The organism is Citrobacter freundii complex sp. CFNIH4 (genome assembly GCF_002934505.1).
Taxonomy (GTDB): domain Bacteria; phylum Pseudomonadota; class Gammaproteobacteria; order Enterobacterales; family Enterobacteriaceae; genus Citrobacter; species Citrobacter freundii.
Genome location: NZ_CP026231.1, coordinates 3887541 through 3905632, shown reverse-complemented (window position 1 = coordinate 3905632; position 18092 = coordinate 3887541). Strand labels below are relative to the sequence as shown.

Genomic DNA, 18092 nt, shown 5'->3' with positions numbered 1-18092 from the left:
TCCAGTAATGAAAACAATCGATTTTGAAATCCGTACCTCCGAAGTGAGCGCCAGCAACAAAAAGCTGGTGGGCTATGCCGTGCGCTGGAACAGTCTCTCAGAAATTATCTGGGACGAGTTCCGCGAGCAGTTTGCGCCGGGAGCGTTTAAAGACAGCCTGGCATCCGGTAGCGATGTGCGTGCGCTGTACGAGCATAACTATACCCAGCTGCTGGGCCGCACTAAATCCGGCACGCTGGTGCTGTCCGAAGACGATACCGGGCTGCGCTTCGAGCTGACCCCGCCGAATACCCAGCTTGGCAACGATGTGCTGGAGCTGGTGGAACGCGGGGATATCTCCGGCATGAGCTTTGGTTTCCGGGCGCTGAAAGAAGCGTGGGATATCGGCCAGTCCCCATACCTGCGCACTGTTACCGCTGCCGAACTGCGGGAGATTACCGTTACCTCTATGCCCGCTTACCCTGAGTCTGGCGTGGAAATCGCTCACCGTTCGCTTTTCTCCCAACATCCTGAACTGCGTCGCGCTGGCGATAACCGTCGCCGCTGGGCTGAATTAGCGGGGCTCTGATATGTGGAATATCTGGCCGTTTGGCCGCAAGTCTGAACCCTCCGAACAGCGCAGTATGACCATTGATGAGTTTCTGGCGATGGCAGGGATTCCAAATACCGGATCAGGCGAATATGTGTCTGCGGGTACTGCGGAATCTCTGCCGGCGGTCATGAACGCCGTATCAGTTATCAGTGAGGCGGTGGCAACAATGCCCTGCTACCTCTACCGCGTGCGCAACGATAACGGGCGTGAGGCGCGGGAATGGCTGAGCAATCATCCGGTGGATTTTCTGCTGAACGAGCAGCCGAACGACTGCCAGACGCCTTATCAGTTTAAACGCACGATGATGCGGCATTGTCTGCTGAATGGTAACGCCTATGCGGTGATTCAGTGGGGCCGCGACGGCCAGCCGCAATCCCTGCACCCGTATGCGCCGGGGGCGGTTGTTCCTGAGCGTATCGGCCAGCATAAGTACAAATACACCGTTACTGAGCCGTTTACCGGAGCTGTGCGTACTTACCTGCAGGAAGAGATTCTGCACCTGCGTTACTCCACCGATGATGGTTTTCTGGGGCGTTCTCCGATCTCCATCTGCCGTGAGGCGCTGGGTTTAGGTCTGGCACAACAGCGCCACGGTGCCAGCGTTATGAAAGATGGGATGATGGCGTCGGGAGTGGTTACTACTTCTGAATGGCTCGACAGCGTGAAGGGCAAACAGGCTATGGATGCTCTGGATCGTTATAAAGGAGCTAAAAATGCAGGGAAAGTGCCGATCCTCGAAGGTGGGATGGATTACAAAGAACTGGGCATGAACAACAAGGATGCCGAATGGCTGGCCTCCCGTCGCTTCACCATTGAAGACATTGCCCGCATGTTCAACGTGTCGCCTATCTTCCTGCAGGAATACAGCAACAGCACCTACAGCAATTTCAGCGAAGCGAGCCGCGCCTTTCTCACCATGACCATGCGCCCGTGGCTGGCGAACTTCGAGCAACAAATCAAATCTGCGCTGCTGGTGGCCTCTCCGGTTCCGGGGACCCGCTATCAGGTGGAGTTTGACTCTGCTGACCTTCTCCGTGCCACTCCAACCGAACGTTACGCCACTTATGAGCGAGGCATTAAGAACGGGATCATGAACCCGAACGAAGCCCGTGAGCGTGAGGGGATGCCGCCGCGTGAAGGTGGTGACGAATTCAGCCAGGCATGGAAGCAGGAAGTGAAGATCAGCAAAGACGGCAAGGAAGGTGACGCATGAGAGCCGGGGGACTGAGAAACCGGGTAACTATCCGGGTATTCACTACTCACAGAGATCCATCTGGTCAGGTTATTCAGACCAGGGAAGACGGGGAAACTATCTGGGCTGAGGTTAAGGGGATCAGCGGTCGTGAACTGGTAGCGGCTGGTGCCGAGGTTGCCGAAGCGACGATCCGCGTTTGGGTGCGTTTCCGCCGTGATATTACCGCAGCCAACCGTCTGAAAGTGCTTACTGGCCCGTTTGCTGGCAGCACTCTCAATATTATCGGGCCTCCTATTCCTGATTCGGAAGGTACCCGGCTGGAAATTCTCTGCAAGACAGGAACGGAAAAATGACAGCAGAAATCACTCTGGAAGAAGCAAAGCTGCATTGCCGTATTGACGATGATTATGAAGACACGCTGATACAGGCGTACATCGAAGCTGCGCTGGAGGTCTGCCAGAAGCATATCGGTAAGCGGTTTGATAACGGTCTGGAGTTCACCCCGGCTATCAAGATTGGCTGTCTGATGTACGTTTCTCAGTTGTACGAGTACCGCACGATGATTGGTGACACCGACGCCAAAGAGATACCGATGGCTGTCTCTGCGTTGTGGTCTGTCTACCGAGATGTGGGGGTGTACTGATGCCGTGGCAACCACTACGCCGGTGCACAGAGCCGGGATGCAATAAACGGGTGAAGTCTGGCAAGTGTGACGAGCATAAGCGGGAAGCGTGGCGGGCAGAGGATGCCAGACGCGGCCACCGCCGCGCGCGTGGTTACTCAGCCTCATGGGAGAAGTACCGCGCTCAGTACCTTAAGCGCTATCCGCTGTGCGTTGAGTGTCAGAAACTGGGCCTCTACGTGCCTGCAAAGATTGTCGATCACATCATCCCTATCAACGGCGGTGATGATGTTCTGTTCTGGCCTGAGTGGAATCACCAGCCGTTATGCCAGGCGCATCATAACCAGAAGACCACACAGCAAGACCCAACCACCAAAGCGAAGCGCAAAGCAGGGCTGTACCGTGAGCAGGAGGAGCGTGCAGCACAGCGCAATGACTGGATGTATGAGGCCCGCGATGAATGAGAAAGACGTGGTGAACCTGTACCGATCTCTTATGCGCTGCCGTGATGGCTTCATGAAGGGCAGAGCCAGAAGCACTGAGCGCCAGCCTGTACAGCGTGCAAGTGAGCGTGACCGGGAGCTTCGGGAATGCTTCCGCAACCGCTGACAGGCCGCGTGAGCGGGGTGGGGGAGGTTTTAAAGACAAACCCCCTGCTGCAAGGCACCGCCCGCCCCCTCAAATTTTTACGCACGGTGATTTTTTTGAAAATAAAACGCGATGGAAACGAGAAATTTTTATGGCAAGACCACCAAAACCGCCAGCTTACCTTGATGAGTTAGCCGCGCAGCAGTGGAAAGCGAAAGCGAAGCAACTGGCCGAGCGTGGCGATCTGACACCCGCCGACTGGAACAACCTTGAGCTTTTTTGCGTCAACTATTCGATGTACCGCAAAGCAGTGGAAGACCTTGCCAGCCGTGGGTTTAGCATTGTTAACAGCCAGGGTGGAGAGAGCCGAAATCCGGCACTGAGTGCAAAGGCCGATGCTGAAAAAATCATGATTAAAATGTCGTCGCTGCTGGGCTTTGATCCGGTAAGCCGTCGCCGTAACCCGGTGGAAACGGAAGAGGAGGACGAGCTTGACCGTCTGGAATGAGTACGCAAATGCGATAAAAACGGGCGAAATTCCGGCCTGTAAGCGCGTAAAACAGGCCGTGGAAAGGTACTTTTCAGACCTGAATGATCCCCGTTATGAGTTCGATACGGCGACCGTAGAGCGGTTTATCGCGTTCTCCCGGCTCTGTCCACACGTCAAAGGCCCGCTGCGGGGCCAGCCTATCGAGCTGGAGCCTTGGCAGCAGTTCGCCTTTGCTAACCTCCTGGGCTTTAAGGTCAGGGAGTCAGGCCGCCGCAAGTACAGCAGCGCCTTTATTGAGGTGCCGCGCAAGAATGCCAAATCCACCGTAGCCGCCATGCTGGCTAACTGGTTTCTGGTGATGGAGAAGGGCCAGCAGGATATCTACACGGCGGCGGTTAGCCGGGATCAGGCCCGAATCGTATTCGACGATGCCCGCCAGATGTGCTTGCTGTCAAAACCGCTGAAAAAGCGCGTCAATATTCAGGCGCATAAGGTCATTTTCCCGAAGAGCAACAGCCTGTTAAAGCCGCTGGCGGCGAAAGCGGCCACCATTGAAGGGACTAACCCCAGCCTGGCGATTGTCGATGAATATCACCTTCACCCGGATAACGGCGTTTATTCCGCGCTTGAGCTGGGTATGGGCGCACGTCCTGAGGCGATTTTGTTCGCCATCACGACCGCCGGGAGTAACGTTGTCTCTGCCTGTAAACAGCATTATGACTACTGCTGCCAGATTCTAGCCGGGGAAGAGAGCAACGATTCGCTGTTTGTCCTGATCTACGAGCTGGACGACGAAAGCGAGGTTGATCATCCGGAAATGTGGATCAAGGCTAACCCCAACCTGCATGTGTCCGTTGATGCGGCGAAACTGGCGTCCACCATCCAGAAAGCGCGGGGCATACCGTCGCAATGGGTGGAAATGCTGACCAAGCGTTTCAATATCTGGTGCCAGGGCTCCACGCCGTGGATGGGTGCCGGCGCATGGGATGCCTGTGCGCTCGACTATACCGAAGACGATCTGGCCGGAATGGAGTGCTACGCCGGGTTTGACCTGTCCTCTACCAGCGACATTACCAGCGTGAGCTACGCTTTCCCGTTCGACAGGGAGATCCGCTTGCTGACCCGTCATTATCTGCCAGAAGCGCAACTGCTTAACGTCGCCAACAAAAACCGCGCCATCTACCGCCAGTGGGTGAAAGCGGGCTGGATACGCACTACACCCGGCGACTGTATCGACTATGACCGCATCCGTGACGATATTCTGCGCGACGCTGAAACCTTCAATATCAGGCTGGTGGGCTTCGATACGTGGAACGCCACACACTTGCGCACCCAGTTACAGGGGGCTGGCCTCGATGTGGAGCCGTTCCCGCAAACCTATCTGAAATTCAGTCCGGTAGCGAAATCTTTTGAGGTTTTTGTTAACCGCAAGGTGGTGCGCCATCGTGGCGATCCGGTTCTGGCTTGGGCGATTGGTAACGTGGTGATGGAGTCCGACGCCAACGCCAATATCAAACCCAACAAAAAGAAATCCTCCAACAAGATAGACCCGGCGGTTTCTGCACTCATGGCGTTCGGCACATTCCAGGCAGAACACGAAGATTTTGCTTTCGATATGAGCGACAGTCACAAAGAGCGACTGGCTTTATTTAATGGGATTTGAGCATAAAGCGTAAAGGCAGAATTATCTTGAGGTTATCAGGAATATAAAATTGCTCTAGATCACTACATTGCTGTCATGGAATAGGAAGAGTCTGTTTTGTTGCTTATAAATGTATTGCAGGGCTTTTCCTGTTCAAACTTCTGGTGAAATATGACTGATAAATGGGCTGATTACCTTATTTCTAAAGTCCGATATAACGATAAACACACTCACATTACCCATGTGTATGTGCATGTCGATAATGGCGATACTGTTGGAGAAGGGACATCAGAAACACGGCAGTGGGTAGTGAATAAAATCGATAGCGGCTATACCTTTTACACCATTTTCAAAGGTGATGACGGTAAGTGGAAGAAAGGTCAAAAAGTGGTTAAGGACCGTGTCAACGGTACTGATTACATTACTACTAGACCTAATGGTACATCCAAGGATAACTTAGAAAACCTTCCTGAGTACTAAACACTTTGGTTACTAAAGGCATAAAGCATCAGAATTGTTCTGGTGCTTTTTTGTTTGTTCAGCCAAAGCTGTATAAACATCTGTATAAACAATAATAAAAAAGGCGCATCCCCATGCCGAGTAGCGCCTTTTTATTCAATAACATAGCTGAAATGTATCAGTTCATGCCGTATTTTTTCAGTTTTTTACGCAGCGTACCACGGTTGATGCCCATCATCAGGGCAGCACGGGTCTGGTTACCGCGGGTGTATTGCATCACCATGTCCAACAGGGGCTGTTCTACTTCAGCCAGTACCAGCTCATAGAGATCGTTAACATCCTGACCATTCAATTGAGCAAAATAGTTCTTCAGTGCCTGTTTAACCGAGTCACGCAGGGGCTTTTGAGTTACCTGGTCCTGAGAGTTAACGGTAGAAACGGTCAGTACGTCAGAATTTACGCGTTGTTCGAACATAGTTCTGTCAGCTCTTTATTTCTGTTTACGCAAAATTTTCGAAGTATGCCTCCAACGCCGCCAGCTGTTCGCTGGAATCTTCAATGGCGTTGAATGTGCGCCGAAACTGGTCATCCGGAGCGTGTTCCTGGAGATACCAGGATACGTGTTTACGCGCAATTCGGTACCCTTTTGCCTGACCATAAAAGTCGTGCAGTTCCCGAACGTGCGCACAAAGCAAGCGCTTCACCTCTGCCAGAGGCAGCGGGGGCAGCAGCTCCCCAGTGTCCAGATAATGCTGGATTTCCCGAAAGATCCAGGGTCTTCCCTGAGCTGCACGTCCTATCATCAGGGCATCCGCCCCCGTATAGTCGAGTACAGCTCTGGCTTTATGCGGGTCAGTAATGTCGCCATTCGCGATAATCGGAATGGAAACTTTCTGCTTAACTGCCCGAATACTGTCGTACTCAGCATCTCCATTGAACAAACAGGCGCGGGTGCGTCCATGAATGGTCAGAGCCTGAATGCCACAATCTTCAGCCAGTTGGGCAATCTCTACGCAGTTACGGTGTTCCGGAGCCCAGCCGGTGCGAATCTTGAGTGTGACAGGAACGTCCACTGCATTGACGACCTCGGTTAGTATCGACTTCACTAAATCCGGGTACTGCAAGAGGGCTGAACCTGCGAGCTTACGATTCACTTTTTTAGCCGGACACCCCATATTGATATCAATAATCTGGGCGCCGCTTTCCACGTTAATACGTGCGGCATCGGCCATCTCAACAGGGTCGCTACCGGCAATTTGCACCGTGCGAATTCCTGGCTCATCAACGTGCACCATCCGTAAACGAGACTTGTCACTTTCCCAAACCTGAGGGTTAGAAGACATCATCTCGGATACCGTCAACCCGGCTCCCATCTCATAGCACAGCGTCCTGAATGGTCTGTCAGTGATGCCAGCCATAGGTGCTGCGATCAGGCGATTTCTGAGCTGGTATTGTCCGATGCGCATGAGTTAAGAAATGACCATACTGTGACTGCAAGGCGGCGTATATTACGCATTTTTCGCACGAGATGAAAGGCCAAACTTTGACCAATCCACTGAGGTGGATCAATGAATTGCCGTAAATGTGAACGCATGAAAATATTTAATCATATAAATCATTGCATTATAAAAATGTGTCGATTTTATATACACATATAATTTTGCGTAACTTCTCATTTTTTCTTCAGCTGCAGAAGGTACTGACAAGATATTCTGCTGAATTAATCAGCAAATTACCTCGCCATTGTGTGATCGCTACCTCATTTTAGTACAGGATCTCGGTATCCCCAGAATAGCTGTCCGTAATCTTGCGTTCATTCAACGGCTGCAGCGGGCGATTGTTTGCAGGCCCAACAATGTAGTGAAATTTATCCAACTGTTCGGCTGAAAGAGCAACAGGCGTTTTCAGGACAGCCCAGGTGACGCCTTCGGTGCAGGGTGGCGTTGTTAACGAACCACGGTAGCGCCAGTAGGTTTTATTGTCGGGTAAAAGCTGATTGATATTAACTGGTGAGAAGATGGGCATACTGCTGTCTTCCATGGCTGGAAAGGACTCCCACAAATTTTGAATCGCCTGGTTCGGTTCGCCGACGTCAAACATAACCGCCACGATAGCGATGTCTCCGGATTGATTTTTGTGGAGCAGCTGCAGCTCCAGCGGATAGGTTTTACCGTTGAGGGCATGTTCACTCGGGGCGTGGAATTCAAATTGTTTTAAATAATGAAGCGTTTCATCAATTTCAATGGAATTAGATGTATAGCTACTCATCGTTGCCTGCAACGTATGGTTAATGCTCCGAAATCTAGTTGGGCCATCGACGTACTGCATGTTGAGCGCGGGAAGACCGAGTTTACTGGTTGTGGTGGTCTGGATGTCTATGGGGGATTGGTTTATGCCTGTCTGGCACGTTGCATACGCTTTGCTGATTTCTCCCCACCGTGCGGGGCCGTTTTCTTCGGTATATCCCCATGGTACGGCCAGCGTGGTCAGTGGCATCAGGCATGCTGCCAGCAAAGTTGTTGTAAAACAGTTGAAACGCATACGTTTACTCAATGAAAATCAATATAAAAAATAACAAAATCAATTGATTATTATATCGCTGAGGAGAGTGTCGGTATGCTGGTCTATTGTCTGAAAATGGCGTGGTCAGATAACCACGCCGGAAGGGATTATTTTTTCTGGCCGGTAATGCGACACCACTCTTCTTTCTCAATAACCGGATCGAGCGTAAAGAGATCGGCATAGGCTTCACAGACGCTTTCCGCCTGGCTGGCAAGAATACCAGAAAGCCCCAGCAAACCGCCTTCTACGGGCAGTACGCTGATTAACGGAGCCAGTTCACGTAATGGGCCAGCAAGGATGTTGGCGACCACCACGTCGGCTTTCATCGCCTCTGGCTGGTCTTTCGGCAGATAAAGCTCCAGACGCTCAGAAACACCATTACGCTGGGCGTTATCACGGCTGGCCTGAATCGCTTGCGGATCGATATCCACGCCAATGGCTTTCGCCGCACCCAGTTTCAGTGCCGCAATGGCAAGAATGCCGGAGCCGCAGCCAAAGTCGATAACCGTTTTACCGTTAAGATCAAGACCGTCCAGCCATTGCAGGCACAGAGAGGTGGTGGGGTGCGTGCCTGTACCAAACGCCAGACCCGGGTCCAGCATCACGTTGACAGCATTCTCATCCGGGACGTCGCGCCAGCTCGGGCAAATCCACAGACGTTCGCCAAAGCGCATTGGGTGGAAGTTATCCATCCATTCGCGTTCCCAGTCTTTGTCTTCGAGCTGTTCGATTTTATGCACGAAGCCTTCACCCAGCAGCGGATGCTGTTCCAGGATGGCAACAACTTCTTTCATGTCGGTTTCTGCATCGAACAAGCCGATAACGTCGGTATCACCCCACAGGCGAGTCTCGCCCGGCAGAGGTTCAAATACCGGCGTATCATGCGTATCCTGGAAAGTAATGGAAACGGAGCCCGCTTCCATCAGCGCATCGCTCAACTCTTCAGCGTTGGCACCGGTCGTGTTCAGTTTCAGTTGGATCCATGGCATGGCAAAACTCTTTATTTATCAGTAGTCAATATGGCGACTTGCGGGACGGCGGAACCGAAACGGTTGCCGATCAGGAAAGCCAGCAAGCTTATCAGTAACGAGGGCACGATCGGATGGAAGCCCAGGAACTGAACGTTAAAGGTGGCGAGTAAAGCATAAAGCACGCCGCCGACAATCATCGCGCTCAATGCGCCTGACGCGTTTGCCCGCTCCCAGTAGAGGCCCAGCACCAGCGGCCACAGGAAGACGGCTTCCAGCCCGCCAAACGCCAGCAGATTCAGCCAGATAATCATCTCTGGTGGTTTCCAGGCGGCCAGCAACAGTAACGCGCCCAGCAATAGGGTAATCACTGCTGACATGCGCTTCAGCCGGGTTTCATTTTTAAGCTGTTCCGGACGAAGGTTCAGGTACAGATCCTTAATGATCGTAGCGGAACTTTGCAGCAATTGGGCATTGATCGTCGACATGATCGCGGCCATGGGAGCCGCAAGGAAGATCCCGGCAGCGATCGGCGGCAAGACTTTGACCATCAGCGTAGGGATAACCAGGTCTGGTACCGTCAGGTCAGGGATTACCGCCCGTCCCAGAGCACCCGCCAGATGCATACCAAACATCAGGATCGCCACCACTATGGTGCCGATGATAATGCCGCGGTGTACCGCTTTACTGTCTTTATAAGAGATGCAGCGTACCGCCGTATGCGGCAGGCCAATTACGCCAAAACACACCAATACCCAAAATGAGGTCATAAACGTGGGTGACAAAATGTCATCAGCGCCCTGCGGCGAGACCAGTTTAGGATCGATAGTCTGCAGGGTTACCACCGCATTGCTAAGGCCACCGGCAGCATGGACGACGCCGACCAGCAAAACGATAGTTCCAATCAGCATCACCATACCCTGCATGGTATCGTTCAGTACACTGGCGCGAAATCCGCCGAACGCCGTATACAATGCGATACTGACGCCAAAAATCAGCAATCCAGTTTCGTAAGGAATGCCCGCTGCGGTTTCAAGCAGACGTGCGCCGCCAATAAACTGTACGGTCATTGCTCCGACAAACGCGACCAGCAGGCTGAGACTCGCCAGCCACACCAGCAGGCGGCTCTGGTAGCGCGCAAACAGCATATCGTTGAGGGTAACAGCATTATAACGACGCGCCAGAATCGCGAATTTCTTACCAAGAATCCCCAATGAGAGCCAGACGGCAGGCAACTGGATCATCGCCAGCAGCACCCATCCCAGTCCGTATTTGTAAGCAGCGCCAGGACCGCCAATAAACGAGCTGGCGCTAATGTAGGTTGCCGTTAGCGTCATCGCTAACACGACCCCGCCCATGGAACGGCTGCCAAGGAAATATTCATTCAGGAAGGTACCGGTCACTCTCTTACGCATGGCGTAAACAGAAAGACCGAAGACCACCAGAAGATAGGCGACCAGCGGTAAAATAACTTCAAGCTGCATCGTCATCCTCCAACGAAATGTCGCGATAGATAAACTTCACCATCGCCCAGCACAGCACGATGAAAACCAGCGGCGTTAGCAGGCAGGCCATTTCGAACCAGTGCGGTAAGCCGGTAAAACCCAGCGTTGAATCAGGTAAGTAAGCGGTCACTAACCATGTAACCAGATATAAAAGGGTTAGCCACAGCGCCCAGCGCGCCTCTTTATGGGCCTGAACAAAACGAGCGTCCATTTTTTGTCCCTTGTGGATAAAGAAAGCGGGGATTGTACCTTATGGCACGTGCGGGAGGGGAGAAAAACAAAAGGCCGGAATTTCCGGCCTTTTTGGTTAACGCACGCTTACTTTTCCTGAAGTCCGAGTTTTTTCTCCAGATAGTGGATATTGGTTCCACCGTGCTGGAAGTGCTCGTCATTCATGATACGGATCTGCAGGTCAACGTTGGTTTTGATACCGTCGATGATCAGTTCCTGCAAGGCGTTTTTCATACGGGCGATAGCGACGTCGCGGTTTTCGCCATAGCAGATCAGCTTACCGATCATTGAGTCATAGTACGGAGGTACGGTGTAGCCTGCGTAAATATGAGACTCCCAACGCACACCAAAACCACCCGGCGCGTGGAAACGCGTGATTTTACCCGGGCTTGGCAGGAAGGTGTTCGGGTCTTCGGCATTGATACGGCATTCTACCGCATGGCCTTTAACCACAACTTCGTCCTGCTTGATGGACAGCGGTTGACCCGCTGCGATGCGCAGTTGCTCTTTGATCAGGTCAACGCCGGTGATCATTTCGGTTACCGGGTGTTCAACCTGAATACGGGTGTTCATCTCAATGAAGTAGAACTCGCCGTTTTCGAACAGGAACTCGAAAGTACCCGCCCCGCGATAGCCGATATCAACACAGGCTTTGGCGCAACGCTCGCCGATGTAGCGACGCAGTTCCGGAGTAATGCCCGGTGCTGGTGCTTCTTCGACAACTTTCTGGTGACGACGCTGCATGGAGCAGTCACGCTCTGCCAGATAAATTGCGTTACCCTGACCGTCTGCCAGCACCTGAATCTCAATGTGGCGTGGGTTTTCCAGGTACTTCTCCATGTAAACCATGTCGTTGTTGAAAGCCGCTTTCGCTTCCGCTTTGGTCATGGAGATGGATTGTGCCAGTTCGGCATCGCTGCGCACGACGCGCATACCGCGACCGCCGCCGCCGCCGGAGGCTTTGATGATAACCGGATAACCGATGCGTTTAGCATGAGCGCGGTTAGCGTCCATGTCATCACCCAGCGGGCCGTCAGAGCCTGGGACTGTTGGTACACCTGCTTTCTTCATCGCGGTGATTGCGGACACTTTGTCACCCATCAGGCGGATGGTGTCGGCTTTCGGGCCGATGAAGATAAAGCCGGAACGTTCTACCTGTTCAGCAAAGTTGGCGTTCTCAGAGAGGAAGCCATAACCCGGGTGAATTGCCACCGCGCCAGTGATTTCAGCAGCGCTAATGATAGCCGGGATGTTCAGATAGCTTTTTACGGATGCTGCCGGGCCAATACAGACCGTCTCATCCGCCAGCAATACGTGTTTTAAATCGCGATCCGCGCTTGAATGCACCGCGACAGTCTTGATGCCCAGTTCTTTACAGGCACGAAGAATACGCAAGGCAATCTCGCCGCGGTTGGCGATAACAATTTTATCCAACATGTTCGCCTCGTTATTCGATGACGACCAGCGGCTCGTCAAATTCTACCGGTTGACCGCTTTCTACCAGAATCGCTTTAACTACGCCGGATTTGTCGGCTTCGATCTGGTTCATCATTTTCATGGCTTCAACGATGCACAGGGTATCGCCCGCATTCACTTTCTGGCCGATTTCGATGAACGCTTTCGCATCCGGGCTCGGGGTGCGGTAGAACGTACCAACCATTGGGGAGCGTACGATGTGACCACTGATTTCCGCTGCTGCCGGAGCTTCCATACTTGGAGAGGCAGTTTGTGCGACAGCGTTAGACAGAGCTGGCTGCTGCATCACTGGTGCAGCATAAGCCTGTTGCATCATCGGAAAACTTGCAGCTGGCGCTGCACGGCTGATGCGTACAGATTCTTCGCCTTCAGAAATTTCCAGTTCGGAGATGCCTGATTCTTCAACCAGCTCGATCAGTTTTTTAATCTTACGAATATCCATGAGTGGGTTCCGTACTCTTTGTTTAGTGAGATTGTGACAAGCGTTTTACCGCCGTCTGTATAGCATTTTTATAACAGTGAGTGACAAGATGCCACGCATCTCAGGCGCTGCACTGGGTGCTGCTGCCATTAAATGAGATTGCCAGACTTGTTAGTCATTGTGCGGCTATCTTCTGCCATTTTCGGGTAAAAGACAAAATATACCTTCAATATGCGATTGTCACCCTTTCAGCGCTTTAAAAACGCTACCGGGGATAGCAAAGTCGCACATTATAACTATTTCGTAGCAATTGGCAGCTAAATACTGGTCTTATCAGGGAAGATAATCAACCGTTAACATGTAAAGAAAATCGGATCGTCCGTGTTTTGCAACGCACTGCACATAACGTGAAACTACCGCCACCACTGGCGAAACTTCTTGTAACGGCACGCTAACAGCACCGCCGCGAGCGCTGCATAAATAATCGGTTGAGGGGAGATAATTTTTACCGACCACAGATAATGTATGGGTGCCAGGATCGCCACAAGATAGACGAAGTTGTGCAGATACTGCCATTTTTTACCCAGCATTCTCTGTGCAGCTTGCGTAGACGTTAAGGTGAGGGCGAATAATATGACCCAGCTAGCAACGCCCAATGTTAAATAAGGTCGCGTAAGTAATTCGCGCCCTAATAACGCCAGATTATTAATGCCCAGCTCCAGTAGTGCGTAGCTGGTTAAATGCAGCGTTGCCCAAGCGAAACACCATAGCCCTAACAGACGACGTGTGCGTATCAATAATGGCTGTTTAGCGTAGCGCGTGAGTGGAGAGACCAGCAAGGTCGCCAGCAAGAATTTCAGAGCTGTCCTACCGGTAAAGTGCTGGATATCTTTGACCGGATCGGCGCTCAGGCCGCCGTGATTTACCGCCCAAAATAGCCAGACAAACGGCAATAAACCGGCAAGATGCAGGCAAACTTTCAGCCCGATAATGTGCTTTGCGGTCAGACGCACTTAAAAATTCTCCTGCAAATTGAGTCCGCGATACAGTGATGCAACCTCTTCGGCATAGCCGTTAAACATCAGCGTGGGCTGACGCTGTACGTCCAGGATACCGCCTGCGCCAATAAAACGCTCAGTGGCCTGGGACCAGCGGGGGTGATCGACATGCGGATTCACGTTGGCATAAAATCCGTATTCATTGGGCGCGGCCAGATTCCAGGTTGTCGGAGGGCGTTCGCGCGTGAGTTTGATACTCACGATCGACTTAATGCCTTTAAATCCATATTTCCACGGCACAATTAAGCGAATGGGCGCGCCATTTTGTGGCGGAAGGGCCTTACCATAAACCCCCACAGTAAGCAGTGTGAGTGGGTGCATTGCTTCATCCAGACGCAGTCCTTCAACATAGGGATATTTTAGCCCGCCGCCAATAAAGCGATCTTTCTGTCCCGGCATATCATCCGGTGCGTACAGCGTTTCGAACGCGACATACTTTGCGTTGCTGGTGGGTTCAACCTGCGCCAGCAGTTTATGTAACGGAAAGCCGATCCACGGCACGACCATTGACCAGGCTTCCACGCAGCGCATCCGATAAATCCGTTCTTCCAGCGGGAAACGGGCGGTCAGCGAATCGTGATCGAGGGTGAGTGGTTTTGCCACCTCGCCACTGATTTACAACGTCCACGGATCGGTTTTCAGGCTGCCTGCATTGGCTGCCGGATCCGCTTTATCGAGACCGAACTCGTAGAAGTTGTTGTAGCCAGAAACCTTATCCGCAGGCGTTAAAGGAAGTGAATTTTGCCAGGCGGAGGGCTTACTGAAATCAAGCGGCTTACCTGCAGGTGCGGGCGGGCGATCGTTGCCCTTAAACCAGCTCAGAAGATCGGCCTGTGCAGAGAGGGGCAAAGACAAGGCGGCAGCGCTGATCCCTAATGCTTTTAGTACCTGGCGGCGCTGCATAAAAAAAGCCGACTCATCAGTGACGTCGGCTTCTGTAAATGGACGTAATTTCTTCATAACAGACTCCCGGCTTACGCGTCATAACTGACAGGGGACGCGTAGTTAATATGGCAGGGAGTCTGTAGATGTGCCGCGAAATTTGGTTAATTAAGTGTAAATTTCTGCGCCAGGGCCTGTTACTTCACCTTTACTAGCGTACGGCCTTGCACCTGGTTATTGATGATGGCATCGGCGAACTTCGGCGCATCAGCCAGCGTAATTTCCGTTGCCGCCTGGGCATAGAAAGATTCCGGCAGATCCTTAACCAGACGTGCCCAGGCCTCTGCACGGCGTGCCGGCGGGGTCATCACCGAGTCCACTCCTTGCAAACGAACGTTACGCAGAATGAATGGCATCACCGTGGTCGGCAGAGCGAAACCACCCGCCAGGCCGCAGGCGGCAACGCAGCCACCGTAGTTCATCTGCGCCAGAACTTTTGCCAGAACTTTGTCGCCAACGGTATCCACCGCGCCAGCCCACAGCTGTTTTTCCAGCGGACGAGACTCGGCAAACTCATCGCGGCCAAGAATACGGTTAGCGCCCAGGCTTTTCAGGTAGTCGTGGGTGCTTTCACGGCCCGAAACCGCCGCAACCTGATAACCCAGCTTATGCAGTAACGCAACGGCTGTGCTGCCCACGCCGCCGCTGGCGCCGGTGACGACAATTTCACCGTCTTGCGGGCGAATACCTGCATCTTCAAGCGCCATTACGCACAGCATAGCGGTAAAGCCGGCGGTACCGATGACCATGGCTTTACGCCCATCCAGTCCTTTTGGCAGCGCAACCAGCCAGTCGCCTTTCACGCGTGCGCGCTCTGCCAGTCCACCCCAATGATTTTCACCCACGCCCCAGCCGGTCAGTAACACTTCCTGACCCGCATGAAAACGGGGATCTTCGCTTGCACGCACGGTACCGGCGAAATCGATACCAGGAATCATCGGAAAATTACGAATGATTTTACCCTTGCCAGTGATAGCCAGAGCATCTTTATAGTTCAGGCTTGACCAGTGGATATCCACCGTAACATCGCCTTCAGGTAGCTGATTTTCGTCGAGGGGTTGAACGGATGCGAGGGTTTTTCCGTCCTGCTGTTCTAAGATCAAAGCCTGCATAACCTGTCCTCAATTCGTATAGTGGATTGGAAAATTATTAATGAAGACTATACTCGCTAATCAAAACATGATGCCGATTCTGCGCAATAAATTGCCAGATATACCTGATTTGGTAGTATGCCCACACTGTATGTATAAATGGACGGATTTTGCGTTCAGTTTTGCATTTTTGGGTCGCTTTATCACTTTCAGGCCTGTTTCATAACTGTCGGAGTTAACACAAGGATGCGATTAACGACGAAATTTTCAGCTTTTGTCACGCTGCTTACTGGGTTAACGATCTTCGTGACTCTGATCGGCTGTTCGCTGAGTTTCTATAACGCTATTCAATATAAGTTCACCACGCGCGTGCAGGCGGTCGCGACGGCGATTGATACGCATCTGGTCTCCAGAGATGTCGTTGCGTTAACCCCGCAAATCGATGAGCTGATGGTTTCTGTTGATATCGTGCGCATCGAACTGTTGCAGGGCGAACACGTGGTGTATGACCATTCGCGCACCAGTAGCTACCGACCGGCAGGGACGAACAATCTCTACCGCGAGATCACCGTACCGTTGGTCAAGCATCCGGGCATGTCATTGCGTCTGGTTTATCAGGATCCGATGGGTAACTATTTCCATTCGCTACTGACCACCGCACCGCTCACGATAGCCATTGCTTTCATTATTCTGATGCTCTTTTTGTCTGTGCGCTGGCTTCAGCGCCAGCTTTCGGGTCAGGAGCTGCTGGAGATTCGTTCCACACGTATTCTGAACGGCGAACGTGGACCGAATGTGCGGGGAACGGTCTATGAATGGCCTGCGCGCACCAGCAGTGCGCTCGATATGCTGCTGACTGAAATTCAAAATGCTCGCGAGCAACGCAGCCGCCTGGATACGCTGATTCGTTCCTATGTCGCGCAGGATACAAAAACTGGGCTAAGCAACCGCTTGTTCTTTGATAACCAACTGGCCACGCTGCTGGAAGATCAGGAAAAAGTAGGCTCGCATGGCGTCGTGATGATGGTGCGCCTGCCGGACTTTACGCTGCTGCGCGATAGCTGGGGAATCACCCTCGCGGAAGAACAAATCTCGACGCTGATCAATTTGTTGTCGACTTTTATGACGCGCTATCCGGGCGCGTTGCTGGCGCGTTACCACCGTAGCGATTTTGCCATCCTGCTGCCACACCGCACGTTGAAAGAGGCGGAAAGCATTGCCGGGCAATTATTAAAAGCGGTAGATGCACTTCCGGCTAATAAAATGATCGATCGTGCCGATATGGTTCATATTGGTATTTGCGTTTGCCGCAGCGGTCAGTCGCCAGAGCAAGTGATGGATCATGCTGAAGCGGCCACGCGGAATTCGGTATTGCAGGGTGGAAATAGCTGGTCGGTCTATGATGACTCGCTGCCGGAAAAAGGTCGGGGCAACGTACGCTGGCGAACGCTGATCGAACAGATGCTCAGCCGGGGCGGGCCGAGAATTTATCAAAAGCCTGCAGTAACCCGTGAAGGGCGGGTGCACCATCGGGAGCTGATGTGCCGTATTTTTGATGGTAACGAAGAGGTCATTTCGGCGGAATATATGCCGATGGTCCTTCAATTTGGCCTGGCTGAAGAGTATGACCGTTTGCAGATAAGCCGTCTGACCCTGCTTTTGGGTTACTGGCCGCAGGAAAATCTGGCGATGCAGATAACGGTTGAATCGCTTATTCGCCCACGTTTTCAGCGCTGGCTGCGTGATACGCTGATGCAGTGCGAAAAATCATTACGCAAACGCATAATTATTGAACTTGCTGAGGCAGATGTCTGTCAACATATCAGCCGGTTACAGCCCGTCATCAGATTGATGAATGCGCTGGGCGTGCGTATTGCCGTTACGCAGGCGGGGTTAACGCTGGTGAGCACCAGTTGGATTAAAGAGCTTAACGTTGAGTTATTGAAGCTGCATCCAAGTCTGGTGAGGAACATTGATAAGCGAACGGAAAATCAGCTTCTGGTTCAAAGCCTGGTGGAGGCCTGTTCGGGAACACCCACGCAGGTTTACGCTACGGGCGTACGTTCGCGTAGTGAGTGGCATACGCTGACAGAACGCGGAGTTGCGGGTGGGCAAGGGGATTTTTTTGCTGCATCACAACCACTTGACACTAACGTGAAAAAATATTCGCAAAGATACTCGGTTTAACCTGCCGTTTAATTTGTTTTCACGTAGAATAACGCGCGCTGTGCCTTCTGGGGGTGTGCTTGC

The 18092-nt window shown here is 52.4% G+C and carries 20 protein-coding genes and 1 pseudogene; 10 read left to right on the top strand and 11 right to left on the bottom strand.

Going from position 1 to position 18092, the window contains the following annotated elements; translation table 11 throughout:
- Positions 1-7 precede the first annotated feature (7 nt).
- From C2U41_RS19990 to C2U41_RS19950, 9 genes are all read left to right on the top strand, one after another.
- Entirely contained in the window at positions 8-568 is a 561-nt protein-coding gene (locus C2U41_RS19990) for an HK97 family phage prohead protease (protein ID WP_000848270.1), read from the top strand.
- A 1-nt stretch (position 569) separates the two neighbouring features.
- Entirely contained in the window at positions 570-1805 is a 1236-nt protein-coding gene (locus C2U41_RS19985; RefSeq protein WP_032660540.1) for a phage portal protein, read from the top strand.
- A complete protein-coding gene (locus C2U41_RS19980; protein WP_103848551.1) occupies positions 1802-2140 on the top strand; it encodes a phage head closure protein in 339 nt (112 codons plus the stop codon). The genes C2U41_RS19985 and C2U41_RS19980 overlap by 4 nt, the downstream gene beginning before the upstream one ends.
- Entirely contained in the window at positions 2137-2430 is a 294-nt protein-coding gene (locus C2U41_RS19975) for a head-tail connector protein (protein WP_063844875.1), read from the top strand. Before C2U41_RS19980 ends, C2U41_RS19975 begins: the two co-directional genes overlap by 4 nt.
- Positions 2430-2873 carry an HNH endonuclease signature motif containing protein gene (locus C2U41_RS19970; protein ID WP_103848550.1) on the top strand — a complete coding sequence of 148 codons (444 nt, stop codon included), beginning with the start codon at positions 2430-2432 and terminating at the stop codon, positions 2871-2873. Before C2U41_RS19975 ends, C2U41_RS19970 begins: the two co-directional genes overlap by 1 nt.
- Positions 2866-3018 carry a hypothetical protein gene (locus C2U41_RS29530; RefSeq protein WP_181013969.1) on the top strand — a complete coding sequence of 51 codons (153 nt, stop codon included), beginning with the start codon at positions 2866-2868 and terminating at the stop codon, positions 3016-3018. The genes C2U41_RS19970 and C2U41_RS29530 overlap by 8 nt, the downstream gene beginning before the upstream one ends.
- Before the next feature lie 130 nt (positions 3019-3148).
- Positions 3149-3505, top strand: a complete 357-nt coding sequence (locus tag C2U41_RS19960; RefSeq protein ID WP_000113647.1) for a phage terminase small subunit P27 family — start codon at positions 3149-3151, stop codon at positions 3503-3505.
- On the top strand, positions 3489-5150 hold the full coding sequence (locus tag C2U41_RS19955) for a terminase large subunit (protein ID WP_103848548.1): 1662 nt from the start codon (positions 3489-3491) through the stop codon (positions 5148-5150). Before C2U41_RS19960 ends, C2U41_RS19955 begins: the two co-directional genes overlap by 17 nt.
- A 150-nt stretch (positions 5151-5300) precedes the next feature.
- A complete protein-coding gene (locus tag C2U41_RS19950) occupies positions 5301-5609 on the top strand; it encodes a DUF3892 domain-containing protein (RefSeq protein WP_001547818.1) in 309 nt (102 codons plus the stop codon).
- A gap of 157 nt (positions 5610-5766) precedes the next feature.
- Here C2U41_RS19950 and fis read toward each other — a convergent pair whose 3' ends face one another.
- The 11 genes and pseudogenes from fis to acuI form a co-directional block, all read right to left on the bottom strand.
- Positions 5767-6063 carry a DNA-binding transcriptional regulator Fis gene (gene fis / locus C2U41_RS19945; protein WP_000462905.1) on the bottom strand — a complete coding sequence of 99 codons (297 nt, stop codon included), beginning with the start codon at positions 6061-6063 and terminating at the stop codon, positions 5767-5769.
- A 25-nt stretch (positions 6064-6088) separates the two neighbouring features.
- Positions 6089-7054 (bottom strand): tRNA dihydrouridine synthase DusB, encoded by a 966-nt coding sequence (gene dusB, locus C2U41_RS19940; protein WP_003025224.1) that lies wholly within the window; start codon positions 7052-7054, stop codon positions 6089-6091.
- A 298-nt stretch (positions 7055-7352) separates the two neighbouring features.
- On the bottom strand, positions 7353-8129 hold the full coding sequence (locus C2U41_RS19935; RefSeq protein WP_003839876.1) for a carbonic anhydrase: 777 nt from the start codon (positions 8127-8129) through the stop codon (positions 7353-7355).
- A gap of 128 nt (positions 8130-8257) precedes the next feature.
- The gene (gene prmA, locus C2U41_RS19930; RefSeq protein ID WP_003839878.1) at positions 8258-9139 is read right to left on the bottom strand and encodes a 50S ribosomal protein L11 methyltransferase; all 882 of its coding nucleotides are present in this window, start codon (positions 9137-9139) and stop codon (positions 8258-8260) included.
- A gap of 11 nt (positions 9140-9150) precedes the next feature.
- Positions 9151-10602, bottom strand: a complete 1452-nt coding sequence (panF, locus tag C2U41_RS19925) for a sodium/pantothenate symporter (protein ID WP_003839880.1) — start codon at positions 10600-10602, stop codon at positions 9151-9153.
- On the bottom strand, positions 10592-10834 hold the full coding sequence (locus C2U41_RS19920; RefSeq protein ID WP_003025216.1) for a YhdT family protein: 243 nt from the start codon (positions 10832-10834) through the stop codon (positions 10592-10594). The genes panF and C2U41_RS19920 overlap by 11 nt, the downstream gene beginning before the upstream one ends.
- 107 nt (positions 10835-10941) lie before the next feature.
- Positions 10942-12291 (bottom strand): acetyl-CoA carboxylase biotin carboxylase subunit, encoded by a 1350-nt coding sequence (accC, locus tag C2U41_RS19915; RefSeq protein ID WP_003025213.1) that lies wholly within the window; start codon positions 12289-12291, stop codon positions 10942-10944.
- Positions 12292-12301: 10 nt separating this feature from the next.
- Positions 12302-12772 (bottom strand): acetyl-CoA carboxylase biotin carboxyl carrier protein, encoded by a 471-nt coding sequence (gene accB, locus C2U41_RS19910; RefSeq protein ID WP_003025210.1) that lies wholly within the window; start codon positions 12770-12772, stop codon positions 12302-12304.
- 392 nt (positions 12773-13164) lie between these two features.
- Entirely contained in the window at positions 13165-13764 is a 600-nt protein-coding gene (msrQ, locus tag C2U41_RS19900) for a protein-methionine-sulfoxide reductase heme-binding subunit MsrQ (protein WP_003839882.1), read from the bottom strand.
- A pseudogene (msrP, locus tag C2U41_RS19895) lies at positions 13765-14769 on the bottom strand (protein-methionine-sulfoxide reductase catalytic subunit MsrP).
- A gap of 119 nt (positions 14770-14888) precedes the next feature.
- Positions 14889-15863 carry an acrylyl-CoA reductase (NADPH) gene (acuI, locus tag C2U41_RS19890; protein WP_016151069.1) on the bottom strand — a complete coding sequence of 325 codons (975 nt, stop codon included), beginning with the start codon at positions 15861-15863 and terminating at the stop codon, positions 14889-14891.
- A 225-nt stretch (positions 15864-16088) separates the two neighbouring features.
- Here acuI and csrD point away from each other — a divergent pair, with 225 nt between their 5' ends.
- On the top strand, positions 16089-18029 hold the full coding sequence (gene csrD, locus C2U41_RS19885; protein ID WP_016151068.1) for an RNase E specificity factor CsrD: 1941 nt from the start codon (positions 16089-16091) through the stop codon (positions 18027-18029).
- Positions 18030-18092 lie beyond the last annotated feature (63 nt).